Source organism: Nonomuraea soli, assembly GCF_013761175.1.
GTDB lineage: Bacteria > Actinomycetota > Actinomycetes > Streptosporangiales > Streptosporangiaceae > Nonomuraea > Nonomuraea soli.
Genome location: NZ_JACDUR010000003.1, coordinates 566,675 through 592,515, shown reverse-complemented (window position 1 = coordinate 592,515; position 25,841 = coordinate 566,675). Strand labels below are relative to the sequence as shown.

The 25,841-nt window shown below is 68.5% G+C and carries 26 protein-coding genes and 1 tRNA gene; 16 read left to right on the top strand and 11 right to left on the bottom strand.

The genetic code is table 11. From position 1 onward, the window contains the following. The first annotated feature begins 26 nt into the window (after positions 1-26). The 7 genes from recF (at position 27) to HNR30_RS15620 (ending at position 9,086) form a co-directional block, all read left to right on the top strand. A complete protein-coding gene (gene recF, locus HNR30_RS15650; RefSeq protein WP_181610575.1) occupies positions 27-1,298 on the top strand; it encodes a DNA replication/repair protein RecF in 1,272 nt (423 codons plus the stop codon). Positions 1,299-1,650: 352 nt separating this feature from the next. Further along, positions 1,651-2,112, top strand: coding sequence for a DciA family protein (locus tag HNR30_RS15645; RefSeq protein WP_181610574.1), 462 nt, complete (start codon positions 1,651-1,653; stop codon positions 2,110-2,112). A 286-nt stretch (positions 2,113-2,398) separates the two neighbouring features. Further along, positions 2,399-4,342: a DNA topoisomerase (ATP-hydrolyzing) subunit B gene (gene gyrB, locus HNR30_RS15640; RefSeq protein ID WP_181610573.1), complete on the top strand. Its 1,944-nt coding sequence runs from the start codon at positions 2,399-2,401 to the stop codon at positions 4,340-4,342. 33 nt (positions 4,343-4,375) lie between these two features. Beyond that, positions 4,376-6,871 (top strand): DNA gyrase subunit A, encoded by a 2,496-nt coding sequence (gene gyrA, locus HNR30_RS15635; protein ID WP_181610572.1) that lies wholly within the window; start codon positions 4,376-4,378, stop codon positions 6,869-6,871. A gap of 3 nt (positions 6,872-6,874) precedes the next feature. Beyond that, a complete protein-coding gene (locus HNR30_RS15630; RefSeq protein WP_181610571.1) occupies positions 6,875-7,597 on the top strand; it encodes a DUF3566 domain-containing protein in 723 nt (240 codons plus the stop codon). A gap of 97 nt (positions 7,598-7,694) precedes the next feature. Then, positions 7,695-7,768, top strand: a tRNA-Ile gene (locus tag HNR30_RS15625). A gap of 553 nt (positions 7,769-8,321) precedes the next feature. Further along, on the top strand, positions 8,322-9,086 hold the full coding sequence (locus tag HNR30_RS15620; protein WP_181610570.1) for a DinB family protein: 765 nt from the start codon (positions 8,322-8,324) through the stop codon (positions 9,084-9,086). 427 nt (positions 9,087-9,513) lie between these two features. Here the strand turns inward: HNR30_RS15620 and HNR30_RS15610 are convergent, their stop codons facing one another. After that, positions 9,514-9,912, bottom strand: coding sequence for an MmcQ/YjbR family DNA-binding protein (locus tag HNR30_RS15610; protein WP_181610568.1), 399 nt, complete (start codon positions 9,910-9,912; stop codon positions 9,514-9,516). Positions 9,913-10,122: 210 nt separating this feature from the next. Between HNR30_RS15610 and HNR30_RS15605 the strand changes: the two genes are divergently transcribed. The 8 genes from HNR30_RS15605 to HNR30_RS15570 all read left to right on the top strand — a co-directional run bounded on the left by HNR30_RS15605 (position 10,123) and on the right by HNR30_RS15570 (position 17,867). Further along, complete coding sequence (locus HNR30_RS15605; RefSeq protein ID WP_181610567.1) at positions 10,123-10,902, top strand: ABC transporter permease; 780 nt, start codon at positions 10,123-10,125, stop codon at positions 10,900-10,902. Beyond that, the gene (locus HNR30_RS15600) at positions 10,878-11,603 is read left to right on the top strand and encodes an ABC transporter ATP-binding protein (protein ID WP_181610566.1); all 726 of its coding nucleotides are present in this window, start codon (positions 10,878-10,880) and stop codon (positions 11,601-11,603) included. Before HNR30_RS15605 ends, HNR30_RS15600 begins: the two co-directional genes overlap by 25 nt. Then, a complete protein-coding gene (locus HNR30_RS15595; RefSeq protein ID WP_181610565.1) occupies positions 11,600-12,526 on the top strand; it encodes an ABC transporter substrate-binding protein in 927 nt (308 codons plus the stop codon). The genes HNR30_RS15600 and HNR30_RS15595 overlap by 4 nt, the downstream gene beginning before the upstream one ends. Positions 12,527-12,611: 85 nt before the next feature. Next, positions 12,612-13,712: an LLM class flavin-dependent oxidoreductase gene (locus tag HNR30_RS15590; protein WP_181610564.1), complete on the top strand. Its 1,101-nt coding sequence runs from the start codon at positions 12,612-12,614 to the stop codon at positions 13,710-13,712. Further along, positions 13,709-15,079 carry a selenium-binding protein SBP56-related protein gene (locus HNR30_RS15585; RefSeq protein WP_181610563.1) on the top strand — a complete coding sequence of 457 codons (1,371 nt, stop codon included), beginning with the start codon at positions 13,709-13,711 and terminating at the stop codon, positions 15,077-15,079. The genes HNR30_RS15590 and HNR30_RS15585 overlap by 4 nt, the downstream gene beginning before the upstream one ends. After that, positions 15,076-15,672: a hypothetical protein gene (locus HNR30_RS15580; RefSeq protein ID WP_181610562.1), complete on the top strand. Its 597-nt coding sequence runs from the start codon at positions 15,076-15,078 to the stop codon at positions 15,670-15,672. Before HNR30_RS15585 ends, HNR30_RS15580 begins: the two co-directional genes overlap by 4 nt. A 150-nt stretch (positions 15,673-15,822) precedes the next feature. Beyond that, positions 15,823-16,920 carry a YeiH family protein gene (locus HNR30_RS15575; RefSeq protein WP_181610561.1) on the top strand — a complete coding sequence of 366 codons (1,098 nt, stop codon included), beginning with the start codon at positions 15,823-15,825 and terminating at the stop codon, positions 16,918-16,920. Positions 16,921-17,039: 119 nt separating this feature from the next. After that, positions 17,040-17,867: an SAM-dependent methyltransferase gene (locus tag HNR30_RS15570; protein WP_181610560.1), complete on the top strand. Its 828-nt coding sequence runs from the start codon at positions 17,040-17,042 to the stop codon at positions 17,865-17,867. A gap of 7 nt (positions 17,868-17,874) precedes the next feature. Here the strand turns inward: HNR30_RS15570 and HNR30_RS15565 are convergent, their stop codons facing one another. Both HNR30_RS15565 and HNR30_RS15560 read right to left on the bottom strand, forming a co-directional pair. Further along, positions 17,875-18,306: a nucleoside deaminase gene (locus HNR30_RS15565; protein WP_181610559.1), complete on the bottom strand. Its 432-nt coding sequence runs from the start codon at positions 18,304-18,306 to the stop codon at positions 17,875-17,877. Beyond that, the gene (locus tag HNR30_RS15560) at positions 18,303-19,091 is read right to left on the bottom strand and encodes an LLM class flavin-dependent oxidoreductase (protein WP_181610558.1); all 789 of its coding nucleotides are present in this window, start codon (positions 19,089-19,091) and stop codon (positions 18,303-18,305) included. Before HNR30_RS15560 ends, HNR30_RS15565 begins: the two co-directional genes overlap by 4 nt. A gap of 93 nt (positions 19,092-19,184) precedes the next feature. Here HNR30_RS15560 and HNR30_RS50130 point away from each other — a divergent pair, with 93 nt between their 5' ends. Then, positions 19,185-19,631 carry an Lrp/AsnC family transcriptional regulator gene (locus tag HNR30_RS50130; protein ID WP_181610557.1) on the top strand — a complete coding sequence of 149 codons (447 nt, stop codon included), beginning with the start codon at positions 19,185-19,187 and terminating at the stop codon, positions 19,629-19,631. Here the strand turns inward: HNR30_RS50130 and HNR30_RS15550 are convergent. The 8 genes from HNR30_RS15550 to HNR30_RS15515 all read right to left on the bottom strand — a co-directional run bounded on the left by HNR30_RS15550 (position 19,607) and on the right by HNR30_RS15515 (position 25,812). Next, entirely contained in the window at positions 19,607-20,977 is a 1,371-nt protein-coding gene (locus HNR30_RS15550) for an MFS transporter (RefSeq protein ID WP_181610556.1), read from the bottom strand. The two genes, HNR30_RS50130 and HNR30_RS15550, sit on opposite strands and share 25 nt — an antisense overlap. Before the next feature lie 64 nt (positions 20,978-21,041). Then, positions 21,042-21,401 (bottom strand): ArsR/SmtB family transcription factor, encoded by a 360-nt coding sequence (locus tag HNR30_RS15545; RefSeq protein WP_181610555.1) that lies wholly within the window; start codon positions 21,399-21,401, stop codon positions 21,042-21,044. 30 nt (positions 21,402-21,431) lie between these two features. Further along, positions 21,432-22,784 carry a chromate efflux transporter gene (gene chrA, locus HNR30_RS15540; protein WP_181610554.1) on the bottom strand — a complete coding sequence of 451 codons (1,353 nt, stop codon included), beginning with the start codon at positions 22,782-22,784 and terminating at the stop codon, positions 21,432-21,434. 8 nt (positions 22,785-22,792) lie between these two features. Beyond that, the gene (locus tag HNR30_RS15535; protein WP_181610553.1) at positions 22,793-23,944 is read right to left on the bottom strand and encodes an MFS transporter; all 1,152 of its coding nucleotides are present in this window, start codon (positions 23,942-23,944) and stop codon (positions 22,793-22,795) included. Further along, positions 23,941-24,372, bottom strand: coding sequence for a chromate resistance protein ChrB domain-containing protein (locus HNR30_RS15530; RefSeq protein WP_181610552.1), 432 nt, complete (start codon positions 24,370-24,372; stop codon positions 23,941-23,943). Before HNR30_RS15530 ends, HNR30_RS15535 begins: the two co-directional genes overlap by 4 nt. Further along, positions 24,369-24,848: a Chromate resistance protein ChrB gene (locus tag HNR30_RS15525; RefSeq protein WP_181610551.1), complete on the bottom strand. Its 480-nt coding sequence runs from the start codon at positions 24,846-24,848 to the stop codon at positions 24,369-24,371. The genes HNR30_RS15530 and HNR30_RS15525 overlap by 4 nt, the downstream gene beginning before the upstream one ends. Continuing rightward, entirely contained in the window at positions 24,845-25,213 is a 369-nt protein-coding gene (locus tag HNR30_RS15520; protein WP_181610550.1) for a hypothetical protein, read from the bottom strand. Before HNR30_RS15520 ends, HNR30_RS15525 begins: the two co-directional genes overlap by 4 nt. Positions 25,214-25,287: 74 nt before the next feature. Beyond that, the gene (locus HNR30_RS15515; RefSeq protein WP_181610549.1) at positions 25,288-25,812 is read right to left on the bottom strand and encodes a PadR family transcriptional regulator; all 525 of its coding nucleotides are present in this window, start codon (positions 25,810-25,812) and stop codon (positions 25,288-25,290) included. Between the last annotated feature and the right edge of the window lie 29 nt (positions 25,813-25,841).

Sequence of the window (25,841 nt, the reverse complement as noted above, 5' to 3'; positions counted from 1 at the left end):
CGGTGTGGCCGACTAACCTTCGTGGGGTGCATGTCGCCCACCTCTCGCTGACCGACTTCCGGTCCTACGCGTCCGTGGAGCTCGGCCTGGAGCCGGGCGTCACGGCCTTCGTGGGGCCCAACGGCCAGGGCAAGACCAACCTGGTCGAGGCGCTCGGCTACGTGGCGACGCACTCCAGTCACCGGGTCGCCAACGACGCGCCTCTCGTACGGCAGGGCGCCGCGCGTGCCGTGGTGCGCTGCGCTGTCCACAGGGACGACCGCCGGGCGCTGGTCGAGCTGGAGATCAACCCCGGCCGCGCCAACCGGGCCAGGCTCAACCGCTCCCCCGTCTCCCGCCCGCGCGACGTCATCGGCCTGCTGCGCACGGTCCTGTTCGCGCCCGAGGACCTGGCCCTGGTGAAGGGCGACCCGTCGGAGCGCCGCCGCTTCCTCGACGACCTGCTCGTCGCCAGGACCCCGCGTTTCGCGGGGGTGCGCGCCGACTACGACCGGGTGCTGAAGCAGCGTGGCGCTCTGTTGCGTACGGCGGCGCAGGCACGGCGCGGCGGCGGGCGCAGTCCGCGCAGGGCCGAGCGCGACTCCGGGTTCGAGGCGGCGGGCGCGGGCGACGTCCTGAGCACGCTCGAGGTGTGGGACCAGCATCTGGCGCGACACGGCGCCGAGCTCCTGCGCGCCCGCCTCGACCTGGTCGAGGCGTTGCGACCCCTGGTGGCCAGCGCTTATGCGGCACTCGCGCCCACCAGCGCACCGGCGAGCCTCGCCTATCGCAGCACGTTGTCCACAGGTGGGGACACCGGCGAGGACGGGGCTTCCGCGGCAGCGGGAGTTCCCGATACACAGACGTTATCCACAGAGCTGGGGAAAACTTCCTCGGAGGGTGTGGATGTTCCACCCCATTCGGTCCTCGAGGCGCGGTTGCTCGAGCGGCTGGCCGAGGTGCGTGCGGCAGAGCTGGAGCGGGGGGTCACCCTGGTGGGGCCGCACCGCGACGACCTGGTGCTCGGGCTGGGCGAGCTGCCCGCACGGGGTTACGCCAGCCACGGGGAGTCGTGGTCGTTCGCGCTGGCGTTGCGGCTGGCAGCGTACGACCTGCTGCGCGCCGACGGGGGTGACCCGGTGCTCATCCTCGACGACGTCTTCGCCGAGCTCGACTCGCAGCGCAGGCGTCGGCTGGCCGAGATCGTGGCGCCCGCCGAGCAGGTGTTGATCACGGCCGCGGTGCCGGCCGATGTGCCCCAGGAGTTGATCGGGGCACGGTTCGACGTGGTGGAAGGGAGCGTGACACGTGTCCGATGACGGGTTGTCCACAGGCCGTGGATCCGGGGGGGACGGGTCCGCTTCCCGCCGAGGAGGGCGGGCGTCCGCGGGGGGTGCCTCAGAAGGGGCACCCCAGAGGGCCGCTGGAGGGGCGCGAGGGGTTGAGGGTGCTCCCGGGGCGGGCCGGGGGCGCGAGGGTCTGTCGGGCGCTTCAGGGGGCGGCCAGGGCTCCTCTGGGAGCGGTGAGGGTTCCGTTGGCGGCGTCGGGAAGGGCGACGGCTCCGGGGCGCAGGGCGGTAACTCCCAGGGAGACGGCTCCGGGGCGCAGGGCGGGAACTCCCGGGGAGACGGCTCCGGGGCGCAGGCGGCGACGACCGCGCGTGGGGTGGCGATGGCGCGCGAGAAGCTCGCCCAGGCGAAGGCCGATGCCGCCAGGCGCGGCCAGCTCCCCCGCCGCGAACCCCGCAAGAAGGCCCCCGGCGCCGGCCGCTCCGGCGGCGACCCCCAGCTTTTCGGCCGGGCCATCATGGACCTGCTGTCCGACCGCGGCTGGGAGCAGAGCGCCAAGGTGGGCGGAGTGTTCGGCCGCTGGATCGAGATCGTCGGCCCCGACCTGGCCGCGCACACCAAGCCCGAGTCGTTCGAGGACGGCGAGGTGCTGATTGTGGCCGATTCCACAGCCTGGGCCACCCAGGTCCGCCTCCTCGCCCGCACCCTTGTCCGCAGGCTCAACGAGGAGCTCGGCGACGGCACGGTGACGAAAGTAAAGGTCAGAGGCCCGCAAAACGCTCCGCGACCAGCAGGGGGCCTGCGAGTGACGGGCAGCACCGGTCCAGGCGACACCTACGGCTAATCAAGCCTGAGACGCGACGACCCCCGTTCCGGTGGGGGGATGCCCGAACGAGGGCCAAACAAGCGACAGAGGCGTTCAGGCGCGTTCATGCACACCTAGGCCCCGAATAACCGGTAGAATGAAAGCGGATTCCGGACACGTCCGCTTGCGTGTCACCCCCGGCGTGTGAAGCCGATTCCCCTTGGGGGTGGCCAACGCATCGGGGCACTCACGACGGTGACGGGCACGGCGGGGGGCATGGTGCGCCCACCCCACGCCGCGTGTCCGCGGCAGGAGGATTTCGCACTTGTCCTACGACGCTAGCTCTATCACCGTCCTCGAAGGTCTCGAGGCGGTCCGCAAGCGCCCAGGTATGTATATCGGTTCCACCGGCGAGCGAGGCCTGCACCACCTGGTCCAGGAGATCGTCGACAACTCGGTGGACGAGGCGCTGGCCGGGTTCGCGACCCACATCTACGTCACCCTGCTCGCCGACAACGGCGTGCGCGTGGTCGACAACGGGCGCGGTATCCCCACGGGCATCCACCCTGTGGAAAAGCGGTCCGCCGTCGAGGTCGTCCTCACCACGCTCCACGCGGGCGGCAAGTTCGACGGTCAGTCGTACGCCGTCTCCGGCGGTCTGCACGGCGTGGGTTCGGCCGTGGTCAACGCGCTGTCCACAGCCATGGACGTCGAGGTCAAGCAGAACGGCCACATCCACAGGCTGAAGCTGGTCAACGCCAAGCCGGTGGCCCCGCTCGAGGTCGTGGGCGACACCGACGAGACCGGCACCAGCATCACCTTCTGGGCCGACCCCGACATCTTCGAGACCACGACGTGGAACTTCGAGACCCTCTCGCGCCGCTTCCAGGAGATGGCCTTCCTCAACAAGGGCCTGACCATCGCGCTCACCGACGAGCGGCCCGACCACATCAACGGTGAGCCCCGCACGGTCGAGTACCACTACGAGGGCGGCCTGTCCGACTTCGTCCAGCACCTCAACGGCAAGAAGGAGCCGGCCCACGCGTCGATCATCTCCTTCGAGGAGGAGGGCGACGGCATCTCGGTCGAGGTCGCGATGCAGTGGAACAACTCCTACGCCGAGTCGGTCTACTCCTTCGCGAACGTGATCAACACCGCGGAGGGCGGCACTCACGAGGAGGGCTTCCGCGCCGCGCTGACGTCGATCGTCAACCGCTACGCGCGCGAGCAGAAGTTCCTCAAGGAGGGCAAGGACGACAACTTCTCCGGTGAGGACGTCCGCGAGGGCCTGACCGCGATCATCTCGGTCAAGCTGGCCGACCCGCAGTTCGAGGGCCAGACCAAGACCAAGCTGGGCAACACCGAGGCCAAGTCGTTCGTCCAGAAGGCCGCCAACGACCACCTGCGCGACTGGTTCGAGCGCAACCCGGGCGAGGCCAAGGACATCATCAACAAGGCCGTCCAGGCCGCCAGGGCCCGCGTGGCCGCCCGCCAGGCGCGTGACCTGACCCGGCGCAAGTCGCTGCTGGAGTCGGGATCCGGTCTTCCCGGCAAGCTGGCCGACTGCACGTGGAACGAGCCCGACAAGTGCGAGCTGTTCATCGTGGAGGGCAACTCGGCCGGTGGCTCGGCCAAGGGCGGCCGTGACTCGCGCTTCCAGGCGATCCTGCCCATCCGCGGCAAGATCCTCAACGTCGAGAAGGCGCGCATCGACAAGGTCCTGCAGAACACCGAGGTCCAGTCGCTGATCACGGCGATGGGCACGGGCGTGCACGACGAGTTCGACATCGCCAGGCTCCGCTACCACAAGCTGATCCTCATGGCCGACGCCGACGTCGACGGCCAGCACATCACCACGCTGCTGCTGACGCTGCTGTTCCGGTTCATGCGCCCGCTGATCGAGAACGGCCACGTCTTCATGGCCGCTCCCCCGCTCTACAAGATCAAGTGGGACCGCCGGGGCGACGACGCCTCCTACGCCTACTCCGACCGTGAGCGTGACGCGATCATCGCCGAGGGCATCGCCAACGGCCGCCGCGACCCGCGCGCCCACGACGGCGTGCAGCGGTTCAAGGGTCTGGGCGAGATGAACGCCCAGCAGCTGTGGGAGACCACGATGGACCCGTCGACCCGGCTCCTTCGTCAGGCCACGCTCGACGACGCCGCCCAGGCGGACGAGATGTTCACCGTGCTGATGGGGGAGGACGTCGAGGCCCGGAGGTCCTTCATCATTCGCAACGCCCGAGATGTCCGCTTCCTGGACGTGTAGCGCTAGCCGTACCTCAGAAAAGGATCTTTGCACGTGACGGAAGTGACTCCACCCGTGGAGCGCATCGAGCCGGTCGACATCCAGACCGAGATGCAGCGCAGCTATCTCGACTACGCGATGTCGGTGATCGTGGCGCGTGCGCTGCCCGATGTGCGTGACGGACTCAAGCCCGTGCACCGCCGGGTGCTCTGGGCGATGTACGACGGCGGCTACCGCCCCGACCGCGGCTACTTCAAGTGCTCGCGCGTCGTCGGTGACGTCATGGGTTCCTACCACCCCCACGGCGACACCTCGATCTACGACACTCTCGTACGGCTGGCGCAGCACTGGTCGCTGCGCCACCCCCTCGTCGACGGCCAGGGCAACTTCGGTTCCCCCGGCAACGACATGCCCGCGGCGATGCGATACACCGAGTGCAAGCTCGCGCCCATCGCCATGGACATGCTGCGCGACATCGACAAGGACACCGTCGACTTCCAGCCCAACTACGACGGCCGCTCGCAGGAGCCGACCGTCCTGCCGTCGCGCTTCCCCAACCTGCTGGTCAACGGCTCGGGCGGCATCGCGGTCGGCATGGCCACCAACATCCCCTCGCACAACCTGCGCGAGGTGTCGTCGGCGGTCAAGTGGGCTCTGGAAAACCCTGACGCCACCGAGGAAGAGCTGCTCGAGGCCTGCATCGAGCGGGTCAAGGGCCCCGACTTCCCGACCAAGGCGCTGATCGTCGGGCGCCGCGGCATCGAGGACGCCTACCGCACCGGCCGCGGCTCCATCACCATGCGCGCGGTGGTGGAGGTCGAGGAGGACAACAAGGGCCGTCACGCCCTCGTCGTCACTGAACTCCCCTACCAGGTCAACCCCGACAACCTCGCCCTGAAGATCGCCGACCTGGTGAAGATGGGCAAGATCACCGGTATCGCCGACGTCCGCGACGAGTCGTCGTCGCGCGTCGGCCAGCGCCTGGTCATCGTGCTCAAGCGCGATGCGGTCGCCAAGGTCGTGCTGAACAACCTGTACAAGCACACCCAGCTGCAGGACACCTTCGGCGCCAACATGCTGGCCCTGGTCGACGGCGTGCCGCGCACGCTGCGTCTCGACCAGTTCATCAGCTACTACGTGGTGCACCAGATCGAGGTCATCGTCCGGCGCACGCGCTTCCTGCTGCGCAAGGCCGAGGAGCGCGCCCACATCCTGCGCGCGCTGCTCAAGGCGCTCGACCGCATGGACGAGGTCATCGCCCTCATCCGGCAGTCGGCGTCGGCGGCGGAGGCCCAGCGCGGCCTCATGGCGCTCCTGGAGATCGACGAGATCCAGGCGCAGGCCATCCTCGACATGCAGCTGCGCAAGCTCGCCGCCCTGGAGCGGCAGGCCATCCAGGACGAATACGACGGCCTGATGACGCAGATCGCCGAGTACCAGGCGATCCTCGCCTCCGAGACACGCCAGCGGCAGATCATCGGCGAGGAGCTCGACGAGATCGTCTCCAAGTTCGGCGAGGACCGGCGCACGGAGATCATCGCCTACGACGGCGACATGTCCATCGAGGACCTGATCGCCGAGGACGACATCGTCGTCACCATCACCCGCGGCGGCTACACCAAGCGCACCCGCACCGACCTCTACCGCGCCCAGAAGCGCGGCGGCAAGGGCGTGCGCGGGGCACAGCTGCGGCAAGACGACATCATCGACCACTTCTTCGTCACCACGACGCACCACTGGCTGCTGTTCTTCACCAACAAGGGCCGCGTCTACCGGGTCAAGGCCTACGAGCTGCCCGACTCCGGTCGCGACGCGCGCGGCATGCATCTCGCGAACCTTTTGGCCATGCAGCCCGACGAAGTAGTCATGGAGGTTCTCGACCTGCGTGACTACGAGGCGGCGCCGTACCTCGTCCTGGCGACCAGGACCGGCCTGGTGAAGAAGACCAGGCTGTCGGAGTACGACTCCCCCAGGTCCGGCGGCCTGATCGCGATCAACCTGCGCGACGACGACGAGGTCATCGCCGCGCGCCTGGTCTCCGAGGAAGACGACCTGCTCCTGGTCTCGACCCACGCCCAGGCGATCCGCTTCACCGCCTCCGACGAGGCCCTGCGGCCGATGGGACGCGCCACCAGCGGCGTGATCGGCATGCGGTTCCTCGACGGTGACGAACTTCTCGCCATGAACCGGGTCGCAGATGGCCAGGATGTGCTTATCGCGACCGAAGGTGGGTACGCGAAACGGACACCCGTAGAGCAATACCCGCTTCAAGGTCGTGGCGGTAAGGGCGTGCTGACGGCGAAAATTGTCAGCGCACGTGGCAAGCTGGTCGGAGCCGTCATGGTCAACCCGGAGGACGAGATCTTCGCGATCACGTCCAACGGCGGTGTCATCCGGACTCCAGCCGGAGACATCAAGCAGTCCGGCCGGCAGACCATGGGAGTGCGTTTGATGAATCTCGCCGATCGCGACAGCGTGGTAGCCCTCGCTCGCAACACCGAGTCGATGGAGACTGCGGTGGAGGCAGAGGAAAACGGGGGAGGAGAGTAGGCCATGAGCGTCCAGGGCAGCTCTGCCAAGACGAAGTCCGCGGCACGGGAGAACGGGCAGCAGGCTCGTGAGAACGGCCAGAAGCCCAAGGAAGAGTCCGTCGACGAGACCACGGCCACCGTTGAGCAGCAGAACACCTCGCCAGAGGAGAAGCCGCTCAAGGCCGACCGGCCGCTCAAGGCCGACAACAAGATCGCCGAGACCAGGATCGCCGAGATCAGGGTCGAGGAGGAGGACACGAACGACACCGTTCGCGTCCGCCCTGTCCTGACCTCGGAGGCCCCGCCTCCGGCCGCTCCCGCCACGCCCGTGGAGACGCCCAAGAAGTCCAAGACCGCCCAGGCCAGACTCCCGCGCAAGGCACACCTCGTGCTGCGCCGCGTGGAGCCCTGGTCGGCGATGAAGTTCAGCTTCGTGCTGTCGCTGGTCTGCTTCGTGGTGCTCTTCGTCGCGGTGGCCGTCCTGTACGGCGTGCTGTCCGCGCTCGGGGTGTTCGACTCGATCATCTCGATGTTCAACCAGCTCAACAACTCCGATGGGCAGAACACGCTCGGGTTCGACATCAAGTCGTGGTTCGAGCCGGTGCGCATCCTGGGGTACACGGCTCTGATCGGAGCCGTGAACGTGGTGCTGATCACCGCGCTGTCCACCCTGGGAGCGGTCATCTACAACGTCGCGGCCGATCTGGTCGGAGGCGTCGAGGTGACCTTCAGCGAAGCCGAGTGAGTCCGATGCCTGGGGGCGGCGCGAGCAGCCCCCAGGTGTTGGTAAGCTTTTCTCCGTCGCCGCAACTGGCCGGGATACGGTACGGTTTGGTGAGCGCGGGGCTATAGCTCAGACGGTTAGAGCGCTTCCCTGATAAGGAAGAGGTCAGAGGTTCAAGTCCTCTTAGCCCCACAGAGTTTTACCAGTTCAGAGGCCGTTTCCCGGAGATCGGGGAGCGGCCTTTTGATCGTTGGCCATCGATTTGCCATCAAGATCGGCTGGCAGCAGGTGACAGAGACCAGTCCAGTTAGACACATGGCGACATGGCGGACTCTGCGTGGGCGGGTCGCCCTTGACTTCTGGAGACCGGGTAGTCGTACTGGCCCTGTACGGGTAGGCGCGGCTGCGTCGTACGCGTGCTTGTGCCAGTCCGTGGCGGAAGTCCAAGGCCATTCGGTCCGCGACGTACTCGGCCGCGCTCTCGGCTGGAGGCTATGGAGAATCCGACAAGCCTCGCTGTAGGTCTGATATAGACCAATCGGTCCGTTACCACTCGAAAATGCGAGTGATTTCAGCGGTGAGAAGTGGCCCGATCCGCGCGTGAGTTTTGGCCCTACTTGATGGAGGCGAAGCGGGGCGCTCGCCAAGATGCTCGATCCCGCATTTCCCCGCCCGGACGCAACACGCAACCCTCACGTTGTGCCATTCACTGGTACGGGCGGGACGGATACGGGAAACTGTCCCAATGCCTGCCGAGTACACCCAAAGTGACCAGTTCCGTGGTGCCCGCATCCACCAGTGCGACCTCTCCGGCCTCGAGATTCGCGATTGCGACGTCACCGGTCTGAAGATCGTGGACTGCTATGGGGGCAACGTCTCCCTCGGTGGCGGCTTCGAGCGTGTCGTTGTCAACGACGTCGACGTGACCGCCTACGTCGAGGCCGAGCTCGACCGGCTGCATCCCAACCGGGTGCTGGCCCGTGAGGCCACGTCCGCCGCCGAATACCGGGCCGCTTGGGATGCCATCGAGAAGCAATGGGAGGAGACGCTCGACCGCGCCAGGCGCCTACCCGAGGCGAAGCTGCACGAGCAGGTCGACGGCGAGTGGTCGTTCGTCGAGACGCAGCGGCATCTGCTGATGGCCAGCGATGCCTGGATCGGCAACGCCGTGCTCGAGCAAGACGCGCCGTACCACCCGTTGGGCCTTCCTGGCGGCTGGATGCCGGCCGAAGTATCGGCGAGGCTCGGGCTCACCCTCGATGCCACCCCGACGCTCGACGAGGTACTCGCGCCGCGGCTGGCCCGCATGGCCACGATGCGCCGAGCCGTCGACGAGCTCACCGAGGCCGAGCTCGACCGGGTATGTGGTCGCAAGCCGGCCGACCCCTACCCGGACAAGGACTACGTCGTACGCCGCTGCCTCAGCGTCGTGCTCAAGGAAGAGGCCGAGCATCACCGGTACACAGTCCGCGATCTCACTGTGCTCGAGGTCGGTGCCCGAACCGAGTGATGGCGCGTCCCGGCAATGGACGGCGATCTCGCGATCCTGCGCTTGGCCAGCTCATCTTGCTGTCGGAGTCTCTCAACGCACCCCGCACTGCCCAGCCAGGGCGCGGTGCCGACCGGCGAGGTAGTCACGACCGGCTATGGAAAGACCAGCAATGCGGGCTTCCCCAACGAACGACGCGAGGTTCTCCTCGATGTCACGCCGTGGTGGACCTGCGAAAGGCATCTACCAGTTCGTGAAGCCGATCACGCCCGGAATGAAGTGCACCCGCAAATCCGGCCAGACGGCCGGATCATGCGGCGCTGGGTGATGTCGTCATCGGATTCGTTTCCTGAAATGTCTCTGGCCAGTGCGGCGACCCGACCTATCCCACCGTGAACAGGAATGTTTCTCAGCGCCTAAGCGGCGACGTGGGGAGGTAGCCGGCGGTTCATCCACCTGCCTTCAGCCGGAACGCGAGGTGGCGGGGCGCCTGCACGCGATAGCTGTCCGTCACCAGCTCGGCTACCTCGACCCAGTCCGTCTCGTCGTCCAGCACCATTCCCACGACATTCACAGCCCAGTCGGCCCGGAAGAATGGAGGGCCGGCATGCGCCAGCGCGGCCAACTCCCCGGGCGGCGCCCGGAAGGTCATCAGGATGGCCGGATCGTCTATATCGATGTACGCCGACCCCCTCCTGTCGGTGGTGTAGACGTGCAGGAACGTCCGCCGGCGAATCCGCCATCGCAGGCCGATCCACGCCTGCTCCTCGTACGCCTCGGGCAGTTCTCCGCAGATCATCCGGAGCCGGCCCACAACGGCGGGTGGAACGTCCGCGATGTCGCTCATCTGTACCTCCCGCGCCCATCCTGCCCGCAGGGTACTCGGCGGGGCCAAGCCTCACGCTGAGAACCAGTCAATCGCGGGTGGCGTCAGCTGCCGCCGACCGGATGGTGATCAGGATGATCTGGTCGGCCAGTGCGTGCCGGTCGGGGACGGCCACTCCTTCACGCGTCTCCCATAAATACCTATTTACAGGTAGGAATTATCTTATTTACTATGCGACCAGTCCGGCACGCCGATGGGAGGCCACCGATCAAACGACTCCTCAGCCCGCTGGCGCTGATCGCTGCCTGGCAGCTCGCCAGCGTCATCGGGCTCCTGCCGGAGCAGTTGCTGGCCGCGCCGTCCGCGGTGGCCGCCACGGGGTGGGATCTGGTTGTCAGCGGCACGCTGCCGGAGGCGCTCGCCGTCTCGCTGCAGCGTGTGGTGCTCGGGTTCACCGCGGGCGCGGTGGCGGGGATCGGGCTGGCTCTGGTCGCGGGGCTCAGCAAGATCGGCGAGCACGCGGTCGACCCGCCCATCCAGATGTTGCGCGCGGTCCCGCTGTTCGGGTTGATCCCGCTGTTCATCCTGTGGTTCGGGATCGAGGAGACGCCCAAGGTGGTGCTGCTCGCGATAGGCGTCGCGCTCCCGCTTTATATCAACACGTTCGCCGGGATCCGTGGCGTGGACGCCAAGCTGGGCGAGGTTGCCGCCGTGTTGAAGCTCAGGAGGGCGGAGCTGATCCGGCACATCGTCCTGCCGGGAGCGCTGCCGCAGTTGCTCGTGGGCCTCCGGCAGAGCCTGGGCATCGGCTGGCTGGCGCTCATCGTGGCCGAGCAGATCAACGCCAGCGCCGGGCTCGGTCACATGATCAACGATGCTCGCGAATTCCTGCGTACGGACGTGATCGTCGTCGGACTGCTCGTCTACTGCGTCCTCGGCCTGCTCACCGACTCCTTGGTACGGCTTCTCGAGAGAAGGGCGCTGACATGGCGGCGCGGACTGCTGAGCTGACCGAGCACGTTGCCGAGGTCCGCGGCCTGGCCAGGGAGCTGGGCGGGCGGCAGGTGCTCGCGGGGGTGGACCTGGCGATCAGGCGCGGCGAGTTCGTGGCCCTGCTGGGGCGGAGCGGCTCAGGCAAGTCAACCCTGCTGCGGGCCATGGCGGGGCTGGACAACGACGTCGAGGGCAAGATCGAGATCTCCGGCACGGCTGCCATCGCCTTCCAGGAGCCGCGGCTGATTCCCTGGAAGCGAGTACTGGCGAACATCGGGCTCGGCCTGCGTGGCGACGTACCTCTCGAACGCGCCCGGGCGGCCCTCGCCGAGGTCGGCCTGGACGAACGTGCGGACGACTGGCCACTCACGTTGTCCGGCGGCGAGGCGCAACGCGTCTCGCTGGCCCGCGCGCTCGTCCGCGAGCCGGCGTTGCTCCTGCTCGACGAGCCATTCAGCGCCCTGGACGCGCTCACTCGGATCTCCGTCCACAACCTGGTCCTCGACCTGTGGGTACGGCACCGGCCCGGAGTGCTCCTCGTCACTCATGACGTGGACGAGGCGCTCCTCCTCGCCGACCGGGTGCTTGTGCTCGACGACGGCCGCATCGTGCACGAAACCGTGGTGGACCTCGACCGGCCCCGCGACCGCTTGGACCTGACGGCCCCCCGCGCGAGCATCCTCGATCGGCTCGGCGTCATCTCGGAGGAACCCGCATGAAACGAATTGTGGCAATCGCCGTGCTTCTCCTGGCGACCGCGACTGCGTGCTCGAAGCAGGAGGACGTCACGCTACGAATCGGGGATCAGAAGGGCACCGGTCTCCAAGCGCTGCTGCAAGCGTCGGGCCAGCTCAAGGACGTCCCGTACAAGATCTCCTGGTCGCAGTTCACCTCCGGGCCGCCGATCATGGAGGCCATCAACGCCGGGTCTGTGGATCTGGGCGCGGTCGGCAACTCGCCGCCGGTTTTCGCCGCGGCCGCCGGATCGAAGATCGCCATAATCGGGGTCGCCGAGAAGGGGTTGACCGGTCAGGCCATCGTCGTGCCGGCGAACTCGGCAATCCAGTCGCCAGCCGACCTCAAGGGGAAGAAGATCGCGGTGGCGAAGGGGAGTTCGGCGAACTTCCATCTGCTCGCCGTGCTCCAGAAGGCCGGACTGTCGTTCAGCGACATCAGCCCGCAGTACCTCCAGCCGCCGGACGCTCTGGCCGCGCTCTCCACCGGCAGTATCGATGCCTGGGCCATCTGGGACCCCTACACCGCGCAGGCTCAGGAGCAGGTCAAGGCACGCATCCTGGTCGACGGCACGGGGTACGCCAACGGCTTCGAGTTCCAGATCGCGGGAACCGCCGCGCTGGGTGAGAAATCGGAGGCCATCGGCGACTACATCCGGCGGATCCGCCTCGCGCACGAGTGGGCCAACACGCACCCGGCCGAGTGGGCGGCCGTCTATGCCAAGCTCACCGGCCTGCCCCCGTCCGTCGTCACCGTCGCGCTGAACCGCAACCGCTTCACCGACATCAACCTCGACAGCGCGACCATAGCCCGCCAGCAGCTCGTCGCCGACGCGTTCAGCGGCGCGGGCCTAATCCCGCACGCGGTGAAGATCGCCGACATCGTGGACGGGCGGTTCAACCGATGACGTTCCACGACGGGGCGGTTCAACCGATGACGTTCTACGACGGGGCGGTTCAGCCGATGAAGTTCCACGACGGGCGGTTCGACCGATGAAGTTCCACTGGTTCCTGCCGACCAACGGCGACAGCAGGCAGCTCGTGGGCGGCGGCCACGGGCTGACCCGCGAGCACGGACACAGGGGCGGCTTCCGCGAGCCGGACATCGAGTACCTCGCGCAGATCGCCCGCTCGGCCGAGCAACTCGGCTTCGAGGCCGTGCTCACCCCGACCGGGACGTGGTGCGAGGACGCCTGGCTGGTCACCGCCGCCCTCACCCGGGAGACCGAACGGCTGAAGTTCCTGGTGGCGTTCCGGCCGGGTTTCGTCTCGCCGACGCTGGCCGCCCAGATGTCGGCCACCTACCAGCGGCTCTCGCGCGGGCGGTTGCTGCTCAACGTGGTGACGGGCGGCGAGGACGCCGAGCAGCGGCGCTTCGGCGACCACCTGCCGCACGATGAGCGGTATGCCAGGACCGATGAGTTCCTGGCGATCGTGCGCGGGGCGTGGGCGGGCGAGTTCGACTTCAAGGGCGAGCACTACCACGTCGAGGGCGCCACGGTGCCCGTCCCGCCAGATCCGCTGCCGCAGATCTACTTCGGCGGCTCGTCGACGGCGGCCGGGCCGGTGGCCGCGCGGCACGTGGACGTGTACCTCACCTGGGGCGAGCCGCCCGGCCAGGTGGCCGCGAAGGTGGCGTGGATGCGGGAGCAGGCCGCGCTGGCCGGCCGTACGCTCCGGTTCGGGATTCGGCTGCACGTCATCTCCCGTGACACCTCGGCTGCGGCCTGGGCGGAGGCGGCACGGCTGCTTGACGCCATCGACCCGGCCGACATCGCGCAGGCCCGGAAGGTGCTCGGCCGCAGTGCCTCGGTCGGCCAGCAGCGCATGCTGGCGCTCCACTCGGATTACGCGGGCGGTGACGCGCGGTCGCTGGAGATCCACCCAGGCCTGTGGGCGGGCGTGGGTCTGGTGCGCGGCGGAGCCGGTACCGCGCTTGTCGGCAGCCATGGTGAGGTCGCCGAGCTGATCGAGGAGTACGCCTCCGTGGGGATCGAGGAGTTCATCCTCTCCGGCTATCCCCACCTGGAGGAGGCGTACTGGTTCGGCGAGGGCGTGCTGCCCCGGTTCTTGGCCAAGGGAGAAGTCTCATGACGCTGTGGACGCCCGACCCCACCTTCTACCCCTCGCCCAGGGACGCGCGCGAGGCGCCGCCGGAGACCAGGGCGTACATCGCGGCGTTCGACCGGAAAGGGGAACGGCCCGACGCCCTCGCGGTTCTGGATACCGAGACCGGCCAGGTGATCGGCTGGACCGACCTGCCCAACAAGGGCGATGAGCTGCATCACTTCGGGTGGAACGCGTGTAGTAGCGCGCTCTGCCCGTACGCTCCGCATCCCCACGTGGAGCGGCGCTATCTGATCGTGCCCGGCCTCCGCTCCTCGCGGATCTATGTGTACGACACCAAGGACCGGGTGAGCCCGGAACTGGTCAAGGTCATCGAGCCCGAGGAGCTGGGCAAACGAGCCGGGTACTCGCGGCCGCATACCGTGCACTGCGGGCCGGAGGGGCTGTACGTCTCCGCGCTGGGCGGGTACGGCGACGAGGGACCGGGCGGCATCGCCGTACTGGATCACACCAGCTTCAACGTGCTTGGGCGGTGGGAGGTGGATCGCGGCCCGCAGTACCTCGCGTACGACTTCTGGTGGCACATCAACCACGACGTCCTGGTGACGTCCGAGTGGGGCACTCCGTCGATGATCGAGGACGGCGTGGTCGGCGAGCTGCTGCTCGGTCGCAAGTACGGGCACAAGCTGCACTTCTGGGATCTGCGAAAGCGCCGCCACCTTCAGGAGGTGGACCTGGGAGACCAGTACCAGATGCCGCTGGAGTTGCGGCCCGCGCACGATCCGACTCAGAAGTACGGTTTCGTCGGCGTCGTGACCAGCGTGGAGGATCTGTCGGCCTCGGTGTGGCTGTGGCATGAAGAGGGCGGGAAATGGGCGGTCAGGAAGGTCATCGACATCCCCGCGGAACCGGCTCCCGTCGAGTCGCTGCCCGAAGTTCTGAAGCCGTTCGGGGCGGTGCCGCCGCTGGTCACCGATATCGCGCTCTCGGTGGATGACCAGAAGCTCTACGTCTCCGCGTGGGGGACAGGAGAGATCAAGCAGTTCGACGTCTCCGATCCCTTCAAGCCGGTGGAGACAGGGTCGCTGCGCATCGGCGGCATCGTCGGCAGAACCCCGCACCCGGCCGCTCCGCAGGCACTGGCGGGTGGCCCGCAGATGGTCGAGGTCAGTCGCGATGGCGAGCGCGTCTACCTGACCAACTCGCTCTACGGCGCATGGGACGACCAGTTCTACCCCGACGGCGTGGGCGCGTGGGCAGCGAAGATCAACACCGACGGCTTCACGTTCGACGAGCGGTTCTTCCCGCACGGGGAGGACTTCCGTGGGCTGCGCCCTCATCAGGTACGCCTCCAGGGCGGCGATGCCTCCTCCGACTCGTACTGCTACCCGTGACCCTCACGGCGGTGCTCCTGCTGGGCGCGTTCCATGGCGTCAACCCGGCCATGGGCTGGCTCTTCGCCGTGGCGCGCGGCCTGCAGGAACGTAGTCGCGACCGGCTCCTGCAGTCCCTGCCCATGATCGCGCTCGGGCATCTGGCGTCCGTCGCCATGGTCACGGTCGCCGCCGACGTGACCGGTTCGCTCGTCGGGGGCACAGCGCTGGCGATCGGCTGCGGCGTGCTTTTGGTGGGGTACGGCCTATGGCGGCTGCTCTCCCGGCGGCATTTCCGCTGGGTCGGCATGCGCCTGTCGCTGCCGCAGCTCGCGGGATGGTCGTTCCTCATGTCCTCGGTCCACGGGGCCGGGTTGATGCTGCTTCCAGTGGTGGCCAGGTCGGGTGGCCACCACCACGGCTCACTCGGCCTGATGATCGCTCTGATCCACACTTTGGCCATGTTCGTCGTGGCCGGGGTGATCGCGGTCGCCGTCTACGAATTCATCGGCCTGCGCATCCTCAGGAGCGCCTGGATCAACCTGGACAGGGTCTGGGCGTTCGCTCTTGTCGGCGCCGGGGTGTTCGCGCTAATTCCAGGTAATACCTATTGACTTTGTGTGGAATGAATCTCACGATGACGATGTGTCCACACCCCCCAAGTACAAGCTCACGCTCGACGAGGACTGGGCCGCCACGATCGCCGGCCTCGCCCTGCTGATCCTGGTCCTCACCGGGGTCATCCCCACCGGGCTGGTGCCGTGATGACCACCGCGGAGAGCCCCACCCGCCAGGAGCGGACCTGGGCATGGCCGGTCGCCGGCGTGCTCGTCGTTCTGCTCCTCGGCGCCGCCGCCCGCTTCCTGGACAAGAACGTCGCGACCTGGTTCGCCGGATCCAGCTTCGCCAAGGCCATCGAGTACCCCGTGTACGCGATCGCGCTCGGTCTGCTCGGCAACGCCGTTCTCACCGCGACCGGCCTGCGTGAACGGCTGTCCGGTGGGTTCCGCACCGAGTTCTTCATCAAGACCGGCCTGGTCCTGCTCGGCGCCTCGATCAACCTCAAGGTGATCGTCACCGCGGCCGGGCCCGCTATCGTCCAGGCGATCGTGCTGATCAGCGCGGTGTTCCTGTTCGCCTGGTGGCTGGGCGGCAAGCTCGGCCTCGACGACAAGCTGCGCGCGCTGCTGTCGGCCGCGGTGTCGATCTGCGGCGTCAGCGCGGCGATCGCCGCGGCAGGAGCCGTCCAGGCCAAACGCGAGCAACTGGCCTACAGCGCCAGCCTGGTCATCGTCTTCGCGCTGCCCTCCATCTTCATCCTTCCCGCCCTGGCCTCCGCCATTGGGCTCAGCCCCGAGGTCGCGGGCGCCTGGATCGGCGGCAACATCGACACCACCGCCGCCGTGACCGCCGCGGGCGCCATCGTCGGCGACAAGGCGCTCGCGGTCGCCACCATTGTCAAGGTCACCCAGAACGCCCTCATCGGTGTGGTCGTCATCGCCCTCACCGCGTGGTTCGCCTTCCGCGTCGAGCGCAGGCCCGACGCCGCCCGTCCCAGCGTGGCGGAGTTGTGGCGCCGGTTCCCGAAGTTCGTGCTGGGGTTCCTCGCCGCCTCCGTCATCTCCACCTGGTGGCTGACCACGGTCACGGCCGCTCACGGAAAGGAGGTCATCGGTGTCGCCAACGACCTGCGGACCTGGTTCCTCATCCTCGCCTTCGTCTCCATCGGCCTTGAGTTCCGGGTCGCCGCTCTGAAGGAGGCCGGCTGGCGCCCCGTGAGCGTCTTCGCCGCCGCCACCTTGCTCAACATCGTGCTCGCCTTCGTGCTGGCATCCCTGCTGTTCCGCGGGTTCACCGCCTGAGCTGCCTGGCATGCGCTGCCTGGTGTTGTCGCGCGGTGCGGTGCCCGTGGTCGCCGCACTCGCACGTGAATTGCGTGGAAGCGCTCCCATTCGCGTGGTTCGAGTTCTACGATCATTTCGTGACCGACGAGCAGGAACGTGCGCCGCGTGGGATCGACGTCAACACCCCCAGCATCTCCCGGGTCTACGACTTCATACTGGGCGGCAAGGACAACTTCGCCGCCGACCGCCAGGTGGCCGAGATGGCCTTGAAGGTCGCCCCTGACGCGCCGCAGGCGGCCCGCGCGAACCGGGAGTTTCTCGGCAGGGTCATCCGCCACCTCGCGAGCCAGGAGGGCATCACCCAGTTCCTCGACATCGGCTCGGGGCTGCCCACTCAGGGTAATGTGCACCAGATCGCCCAGTCCGAGCTGCCCACCGCGAAGGTGGTGTACGTCGACAACGACCCGATCGTGCTCGTGCACGGTCGTGCCCTGCTCGCCCAGGACGACTCGACGACGGTGATCGAGGCCGATATTCGCGAGCCGGAGACGATCCTCACCCATCCCAAGGTCCGCGAGTACCTCGATTTCGAGCGGCCCGTCGGCCTGCTGCTGCTGGCGATCCTGCATCACCTGAACGATCACGAGGATCCGCACGGGATCACCAGGCGACTTGTCGACGCCCTGCCCTCTGGCAGCTTTCTCGTGGTCTCGCACTTCCACAACCCCGGCGACGCTCATCCCGCGGCGTCCGCGCAGGCCACCGAGGCCGAGAGGATCTTCAACCAGACCCTCGGCACCGGCCGGTGGCGTACCCGGGAGGAGATCCTCGCCTACTTCGACGGGCTGGACCTGCTGGAGCCGGGGCTGGTGCCGATCCCCGAGTGGCGCCCCGATCCCGGCGATCAGGCCAAGCCCGACATCACCTATCAGACGTTCGTCGGCGCCGTGGGGCGTAAGCCCTGATCGCGCCTCAGCTCCGGTAGTAGGTGTCGATGGGCACGCGTGCTTCCTCGAACAACGCCGGGCCGTACTGCTCGACCGTCGGCCAGACCGAACCGGGGTTGAGAGCGACGAGTTGCTCGGTGGCGAGCGCGTAGACGACGCGGCCCAGCCCGGATCGGACGATGCCGCCGATGCACATGCCGCACGGCTGGCAACTGGTGTACATGGTGGTCCGGGCGGCCGTGCGCTCGTCGAGTTCACGGGCCGCCCAGCGGGCGAGCTTGAGCTCCGGATGGGCGGCGATGTCGTTGTCGCGCCGTACGGTGTTGTGCGCCTCGATCAGGATCTCGCCGTCCGGCCCGGCCAGCAGCGAGCCGTACGGCGCATCGCCCAGGGTGACGGCCTGGGCGGCGATGTCGATCGCCCGGCGCAGCAGCTTCTCGTCGGCAGCGGTGATCATGAACGGGCCTTCCAGTGGGTCGCTACGGCGGTGAGGGCCTGCCAGGCCTCCTGCGGCCGGCGGGTCTCCTCCGGGTCCGCGTGGTAGGGATCGAGCACGACGGTCTCGGCGCCGAGCAGGCGGAGCTGGTCGAGGTCGTCGAGGATCTGCTCAAGGGTGCCGACCCCGGCCAGGCGCTCGCCGTCGGTCGCCGGGGCGGCGGTTGGCCGCAGGGCGATGCGAGGGGCGAACCCCGGCAGGGAGTGCCCCTTCACCACCGTGCGCATCCAGGACAGGGTGCCCCGCAGCGGGTGCCAGGCGTGGCCGTACCTGACAGCGCGCCTGATACCGGCGTCGCTGTTGCCGCCCACCCAGATCGGGTATTCGGCCTCTCGCAGGGCGTCCAGGCAGTCGTCGGTCAGCCGCCCGCGCTCGGCGAACGGCACGCCAAGCGCCTCGAACTCCTGGCGTGCCCAGCCGATGCCCACACCCAGGACGAACCTGCCCCCGCTGAGCTGGGCGAGGTTGGTGGCCATGCGGGACACCAGGAGCGGATGCCGGTACGGCAGGACCAGGACGGTCGTCCCGAGGCGAAGCGTGGTGGTGACACCGGCCAGCCAGGACAGCGTGGTGAACGGCTCGTAGAACGGCTCGGGATAGCGCTCGGCGACGTCCGGGGTGATCGTCACGTGATCCGACATCATGAGGAGGTCGAAGCCGAGCCCCTCCACGACGCGTGCCCACTCGCGCAGCACTCCCGGGTCGGTGCCGGGACCGAAGTTCGGGACGTTGACCCCAAGTTTCATGCATCGAGGCTATAGCGGCTGTTTCGCCGGGAGGAACCCACTTTCCCCGGCTCTGGCGGGGTTGCACGGGGAATCTCTTGGTAAGTTCGCGTTGTGGCCGTGAATCTCGACGACGTCGACTGGGCGATCATCCACCAGCTGCAGCAGGAGGCTCGCATCTCCCTGAGCGAGCTGGGGCGGAGGGTGAATCTCAGCCCGTCGGCGACCACGGAGCGGGTGCGGCAGCTGGAGGCGCAGGGCGTCATCATCGGCTACCACGCCGCCGTCGATCTGACCCAGGTCGGCTACCCGGTGCTGGCCATCGTCCGGCTGAAGTACCCGGGCAACCGCCACCAGCCGCTGCGTCAGCTGCTCGACGAGCGGCGGGAGATCCTGGAGTGCCTGCGCACCACCGGCGACGACTGCTACACCCTCAAAGTGGCCGCGACCTCCATGGGGCACCTGGAGACGCTCGTGGACGAGTTGGCCGCCTTCGGCAGCACGACCACGAGCGTCGTCTACAACCAGACCCTCTCCTACCGCGGACCCGGCAGGCCCTGAGCGCTGTGCGCTTCCACTCGTGCGACAGGCCACGCGGTGTGCAGGTCGTCGATCACGAAGTCGTGGTTGTGGCTCCACCCGTCCGGCACCACGCGGGCGCCCGCCAGGTGGGGGTGCTCTTGCGGCAGGTCGTCGTGAACGTGGTCGAGCGCGACCTCGTCGCCGGATGGCCAGACCCGGACGGCGGCGAGCGCGGCCACGAGTGCCAGAGCCCCGGTCACCGATGCGGTCACCGCCATCCCGGCGCCGGCGGCCAGCCAGCCGACCAGCGGATAGGTGAGCAACCAGCAGCCGTGCGAGAGCGAGAAGTGCGCCGCGAACACGGCAGTGCGGTCCTCGGGCGTCGTGGAGCGTCTGATGAGGCGCCCCGTGGGCGTGAGGATGACCGAACTCGCGGCGCCGAAGGCGAACCAGAGCACCAGGAGCGTCGGCCAGGTCAGGAAGCCGGGTACGGCCAGGAGGACGAAGGCCGGCAGGAGCGCGAAGGCTCCAGCGGTCATGACGACCCGATCCGGGATGTGGCTGAGCAGCCGGGGGAGAACGACCGCGACCACGATGGATCCGGCTCCGTAGGCGCCGAGCGCCAGTGACACCTGCGAGACCGGCAGCTTGAGGTGCTCTTGTACGAGCACGACCGTGGTGATGATTACGGTCGCTCCGGCCGCGGCGGCGGCCAGGTCCAGAGCCAGTACGGCACGCAGGCGGGGGGTGGCCAGGAACAACCGGGTCCCGCGCAGGGCCTTGGTGTATATCCCGCCTTCTCGCTCGACGGGTGCCGGCCTGGGCAGGAGCACCGACACCACCAGCACTGCCGATGCGACGAATCCGACCGCGGTTCCGGCGAACAGCCAGTTGTAACTGATCAGCGTGAGGAGCGCGGCGGCCAGTGCCGGGCTGAACAGGCTCTCCAGGTCGTAGGCCAGCCGCGACAAGGACAGCGCCTGCGTGTAGTCCCGCTCGTCGGGCAGCACGTCCGGGATGGTGGCCTGGAAGGCCGGGGTGAAAGCGGCGGAGGCGGACTGCAGGACGAAGATGAGGACGTAGACCTGCCACACCTCACTGACGAACGGCAGTGCCAGCGCGACCGTGGCCCGAGAGACGTCCATGGTCACCATCAGGGCACGCCGAGGGATCCGGTCGGCGAAGGCACTCGCCACCGGCGCGACGACGACGTAGGCGATCATTTTGATCGCCAGCGCGGTGCCCAGCACGACCGTGGCGTTCGCGCCGGCCAGGTCGTAGGCCAGCAGGCTCAGCGCGATGGTGGCCAGGCCGGTGCCGGCCAGGGCGACGATCTGAGCGGTGAAGAGGTGCCGGTAGGCGCGATTGCGCAGCACAGCAAGCATGCGACGCTCCTCGGGGGACCAAGTACGTCACCAATATATATGCGCACATGCGCATACGACAAACTTAATCGTGCCAGGGCATACCGGAAACCTGGTGATCGGCGTGGCTCAGTCCTTCGAGGACCAGACGGCGCAGATGGCCGTCGCGCAGCTCGTAGATGGAGCGCCGCCCCTCTCTCCGCGGTTCCACGAGCCCGGCGAGCCGCAGTTTCGCGAGGTGCTGACTCACGGTGGGCTGGGCGGCGCCGGTGGCCTGCGCGAGGGTGTTCACATCCGCCTCGCCCTGGGTGAGCAGCCAGACGAGGTGGAGACGTGTGGGGTCGGCCAGCAGGGCGAAGACCCTGGCTGCCGCCACGAGCTGGGACTCACCTGGAGTCTGCGATTGCGTGTCAGCCGCAGGTGCGTGATCGCCGCTTGACTCCATGCCCACATCCTAGAAGCCAGAGTCTGATCGCTAGCTCAGCCAGGCCGGGACGGCGGTCAGCAGCCCGAGGACGGCGCAGATTCCGAGGATGCGCAGCATCGGCCAGCGCAGCACGAAGGTCATCACCAGCGCGGCCACCGTCACGCCGAGCGCGACGAGATTCAGCGTTTCCGGCTGCGGCACCTGGATGCTGAACGGCCCCCAGGTCCATGCGAAGGTGCTGGAGAACAGCGTGTGCTCGGCGAAGTAGACCGCCAGGTTGGCGATCACTCCGACGACCGCGGCGGTGATTCCGGTCAGGGCGGCGCTGAGGGCCTGGTTGTGGCGGAGCTTCTCGACGTACGGCGCGCCCAGGAAGATGAAGAGGAAGCACGGCACGAACGTCACCCATGTGGTGAGCAGCGAGCCGAGCAGGGCGGCCGCCCACGGGTCGAGCGATCCCGGGTCGCGGAACGCGCCGAGGAACGCGACGAACTGCACCACCATGATGAGCGGACCGGGCGTGGTCTCGGCCATCGCGAGCCCGCGCACCATCTCACCTGGCGAGAGCCACGCGTAGGTCTCCACCGCGCGCTGGGCCACGAAGGAGAGTACGGCGTAGGCGCCGCCGAAGGTGACCAGCGCGGTCCCCGAGAAGAACAGTCCCTGGGTGGTGAAGACGCTGTCGCTCCCCGTCAGTGCGATGACGGCGAGCAGCGGCAATCCCCACGCCACCAGTCCGACCGCCAGGACCTTCATCGCCCCGCGCAGGCTGGGCTGGGCATGGTGCAGGGCGTCGTCCGGGATGAGCGGAGCCGGGCCATCACTGGCGGCGTGGCCGTTGGCCTGCTTTCTGATCGGCAGCAGCCAGCCGGCCAGGGCCGCGAGGGCGACCACGATCGGGAACGGCACGCCGAACAGGGTCAGCGCGAGGAAGGCCGCCACCGCCAGGCCGATCAGCGCCGGATGGGTGAGCGATCGGCGCGCGACCCGGATGACCGCCTGAGCGACGATCGCCAGCACGGCGGGCGCGATCCCGGCGAACAGCGCGCTGACGATCGTCGTGTCCTGCCACAGCACGTAGATCGCCGACAGGGCCAGCAGCGCGAGAAGACCGGGCAGCACGAACAGGGTGCCCGCGACCAGCCCGCCGCGAGTGCCGTTGAGCAGCCAGCCCACGTAGATCGCCAGCTGCTGGGCCTCCGGCCCCGGCAGGAGCATGCAGTAGTTGAGGGCGTGGTTGAAGCGTTGCTGGCCGATCCAGCGTTTCTCCTCCACGAGGGTGCGTTGCATGACCGCGATCTGTCCTGCGGGCCCGCCGAAGGTCTGCAACGAGATGAGGAACCAGGCGCGTACGGCTTGGCGGAAGGGGACGAGGTCTTCCTGGGGGGATGACTCCAGCATCGTGCTCCTCAGAGGGGTACGCGACGGAAGATCCGCCACAGCGACAGGTCGTAGACGATCTTCGCGACGCCCGCGATGACGAACGGCGCGGCGAGACCGAGGGGGTGGAGCAGGCCGGCGAGCGCCGGTCCGGCCGGGCGGGTGAGGTAGCGGGCGGTGTTGGTGATCGCCGCGGCGGCGGTGCGTTCCTCCGGCGGCACCATGGCCATGACGTACGCCTGGCGAGTAGGTACGTCCATCGACGACAGGCAGGCGCGGGACAGGAGCAGGACGATAGCGATCGGGAGGCCGGGCGCGAAGGGCACGGCGATCAGGAACACGTTGGCGGGCAGGTGGGTGAAGACCATCGTGGGCAGCAGCCCGATCCGGTTGGCGATCACCGGCGCGGCCAGGAGGGAGGCGGTCTGCAGGATCCCGGCCGCCGCGAAGGTCAGCCCGATGGCCTGGGTGGTGGCATCGAGGTGCACCGCGAGCCAGTAGCCGACGTAGGCCTGCACGACGAAGCCGCCGGCGAGGCTGTCGACCGCGAAGAGCGCGGCGAGGCGGGTGATCGGGCCGCGGGAGCGGGCCAGCATGCGGGGCTGCGGACCGGGAAGTGGCGCGGGAGCCTCGACCTCGGCAGGCAACCGGGTGGCCAGCAGCGTGCCGACGGCCCCGACACCGATCAGGGCGCCGCCCAGCAGCGCGCGACCGGCGGGAAGCGCGCCCACGAGCGCACCCAGGGTGCCGGACACGGCGGCGATCGCGTTGTACAGCCCGAACCCGCGCACGACCTGGCGTTGCGGGAGGTCGGTGCCGGCCATCATGACCTGTTCCAGGGTGGTGAACGGCCCCGACTCGATGACCTCGACCGACATCGCTCCGGTCAGCGCGGCCAGCGCCAGTAACCACCAGGGCGCCCCGGCGGCGATGAGCCCACCGCAGATCGCGAGCGCGCCGTACAGCGTGAAGTAGGCGCGCCGACGCCCCAGCCGATCACCCCACCGGGCCAGCACCAGGCTGGTCAGGAAGCTGCCGATCAGGACTGCCGCCAGCATCAGCCCGGCCTGGGCGGCACCCAGCCCCTCGAGCTGCATGAGCGCGCCGAGCTGGACCGCGGCCACGCCGTACCCGAGACCGCGGACCGCCTGCGAGGTGAGCAGGAGCGGGATCGGGCTCACGCCGGCTCGCGTCCGAGCAGCATGCCGCGCCGGAAGTACTCGTAGAGCCCGTCGAAGAGCGGACCGGTCACCTCCAGGACCTGCTCGTCGTCGCACACCATCGACAGTCCGCGCAGGACCACGTCCAGCCCCGCCGCTTCCGGCGCGTCGAACCGGTCGTCTTCGATGTCCGCCTCGTGCACGATCTCGGCCAGCTTCCACAACACCGGGTCGGCCAGGTCATACCGGCGCAGGATCGTCTCGAAGGTGCAGTCGCCGCCATGGTGGGACAGCTCCACCCCGCGCATGTCGAAGGGCGTGGCGTCGCCGGGCACCTGCGCCGGGTCATCGACGAAGACGAACTCGGCTCCGGTGTCGACTCGGCGCCGGATCAGCCAGGCGCACGCGGCCCGGTCGATGTGCACACCTCGGCGGGTCGCCCACTTCACGAGGCACCCTCCTCGATCAGGGCGTTCAATGCCTGTACGGCCAGCCGTGCGGTCTCCCGCTCGGCCGGCGGGAAGAAGTCGCGGCGGCCGATCTTGCGCAGCTCGGCCTGGAGCCTCTTGACCGTCCTGGCCCGCTCGCCCGGTCGCCCGTCCGCCGCGGCCCGCGCCTGCTCGACGACGGCCCGATACTCAACGGCCCGAGCCCGCCGCATCTCCTCGGCGACGTCCTGCTCCTGGGAAAGGCTTGCGGCTGCGGCCAGCCACAACGTGCTGCTGCCGCCGGCTTCGCCGATCTCCTCGGCGATCCACTCCAGCTGTTCGCGGGTCCGGGCATCCGCCGGCAGCGCCACCAGACCGTCACCCAGCCGGGCCACGCCGAGCCGGTCAAGCTTGCGCCAGATCGTGATGCGCGGTGTCGAGGGTTGTCGCGGGATGCGATAGGCCAGCAGCACCCACTGCCCCGCCGTACCGCTCACGTCCCCAGCTCCCCGGCCAGCCGCTCAGCCCGCTCGCGCAGTTCCCGTGCCATCGCCTCGTCGAAGTCGCCGTGCTCCAGCCGCCACTCCAGCGCACCTGGAACCGCTCCGGGCGGGCAGTCGATCGCCACCGCCACAGCCGGTTGAGGGACGGCTGCGAGCGGGCGCGGCAGGTCGTGGTCAAGCAGCCGCTCGACGGGGCTTCCCGCCAGCAACCGGGGAGCGTGCACGCTGACCTGATCCTGCGGAGTCAGGCCTGCGGTGGTGGCCGTCCACCCGGGCGGGGCCACTCCGGAGAACCACGCGGCGGCGATCCGGCTCTTGCCGGCGCCGTGGGGACAGACGAACAGCACGGTTCCGCTCACCAAGACTCCTCAATGGCAACCATGGTTACTGTAACAATGGTTGCATATCCAAGGGAAGGAGTCGTGACGAGCGGCTAAGCGCCCAGCGCGGCCAGAGTTTCCCGCAGCCAGCCGATCTCGGTCCTGCTGGTCGCGGTGGCGATCGTGAACAGTCCCTTACGGAACGGATCGTCGAAGTCGGCGGCACGCAGGGGCCGGTCGCCGTCCCAGAAGAAGCTGGCCGGCTCGGTGAGGAAGGCCAGCCGGCGTCGCAGCACTCCCGCCTGGAGCGCGGGCTCGTCGAGGTGGCGCAGGAACGCCAGCATCGTGAACCAGCGGTTCTCGTCGGTGATGAACGGCTCGTCCGGTTCGGCGAGCCGGCGCCGCAGCTCGGCGCGTCCGGCAGCGGTGAGGGTGAGGACGTGCTTGGGCGCGGCCTGGGCGCCGGGCTGCGGGTCGCGTTCGAGCAGGCCGTCGCGCTCCAGGCGTTTGATCGCCGGGTAGAGGGTGCCGTCGGCGATGGGCCGGACGTGGCCGGTCAGGGCGGCGACGCGTTTGCGTAGCTCGTACCCGTGGAGCGGCTCGTCGTAGAGGAACCCGAGGATCGACAGCTCAATCATGCCGTTAGGATACATCGGCAACTTAGTAC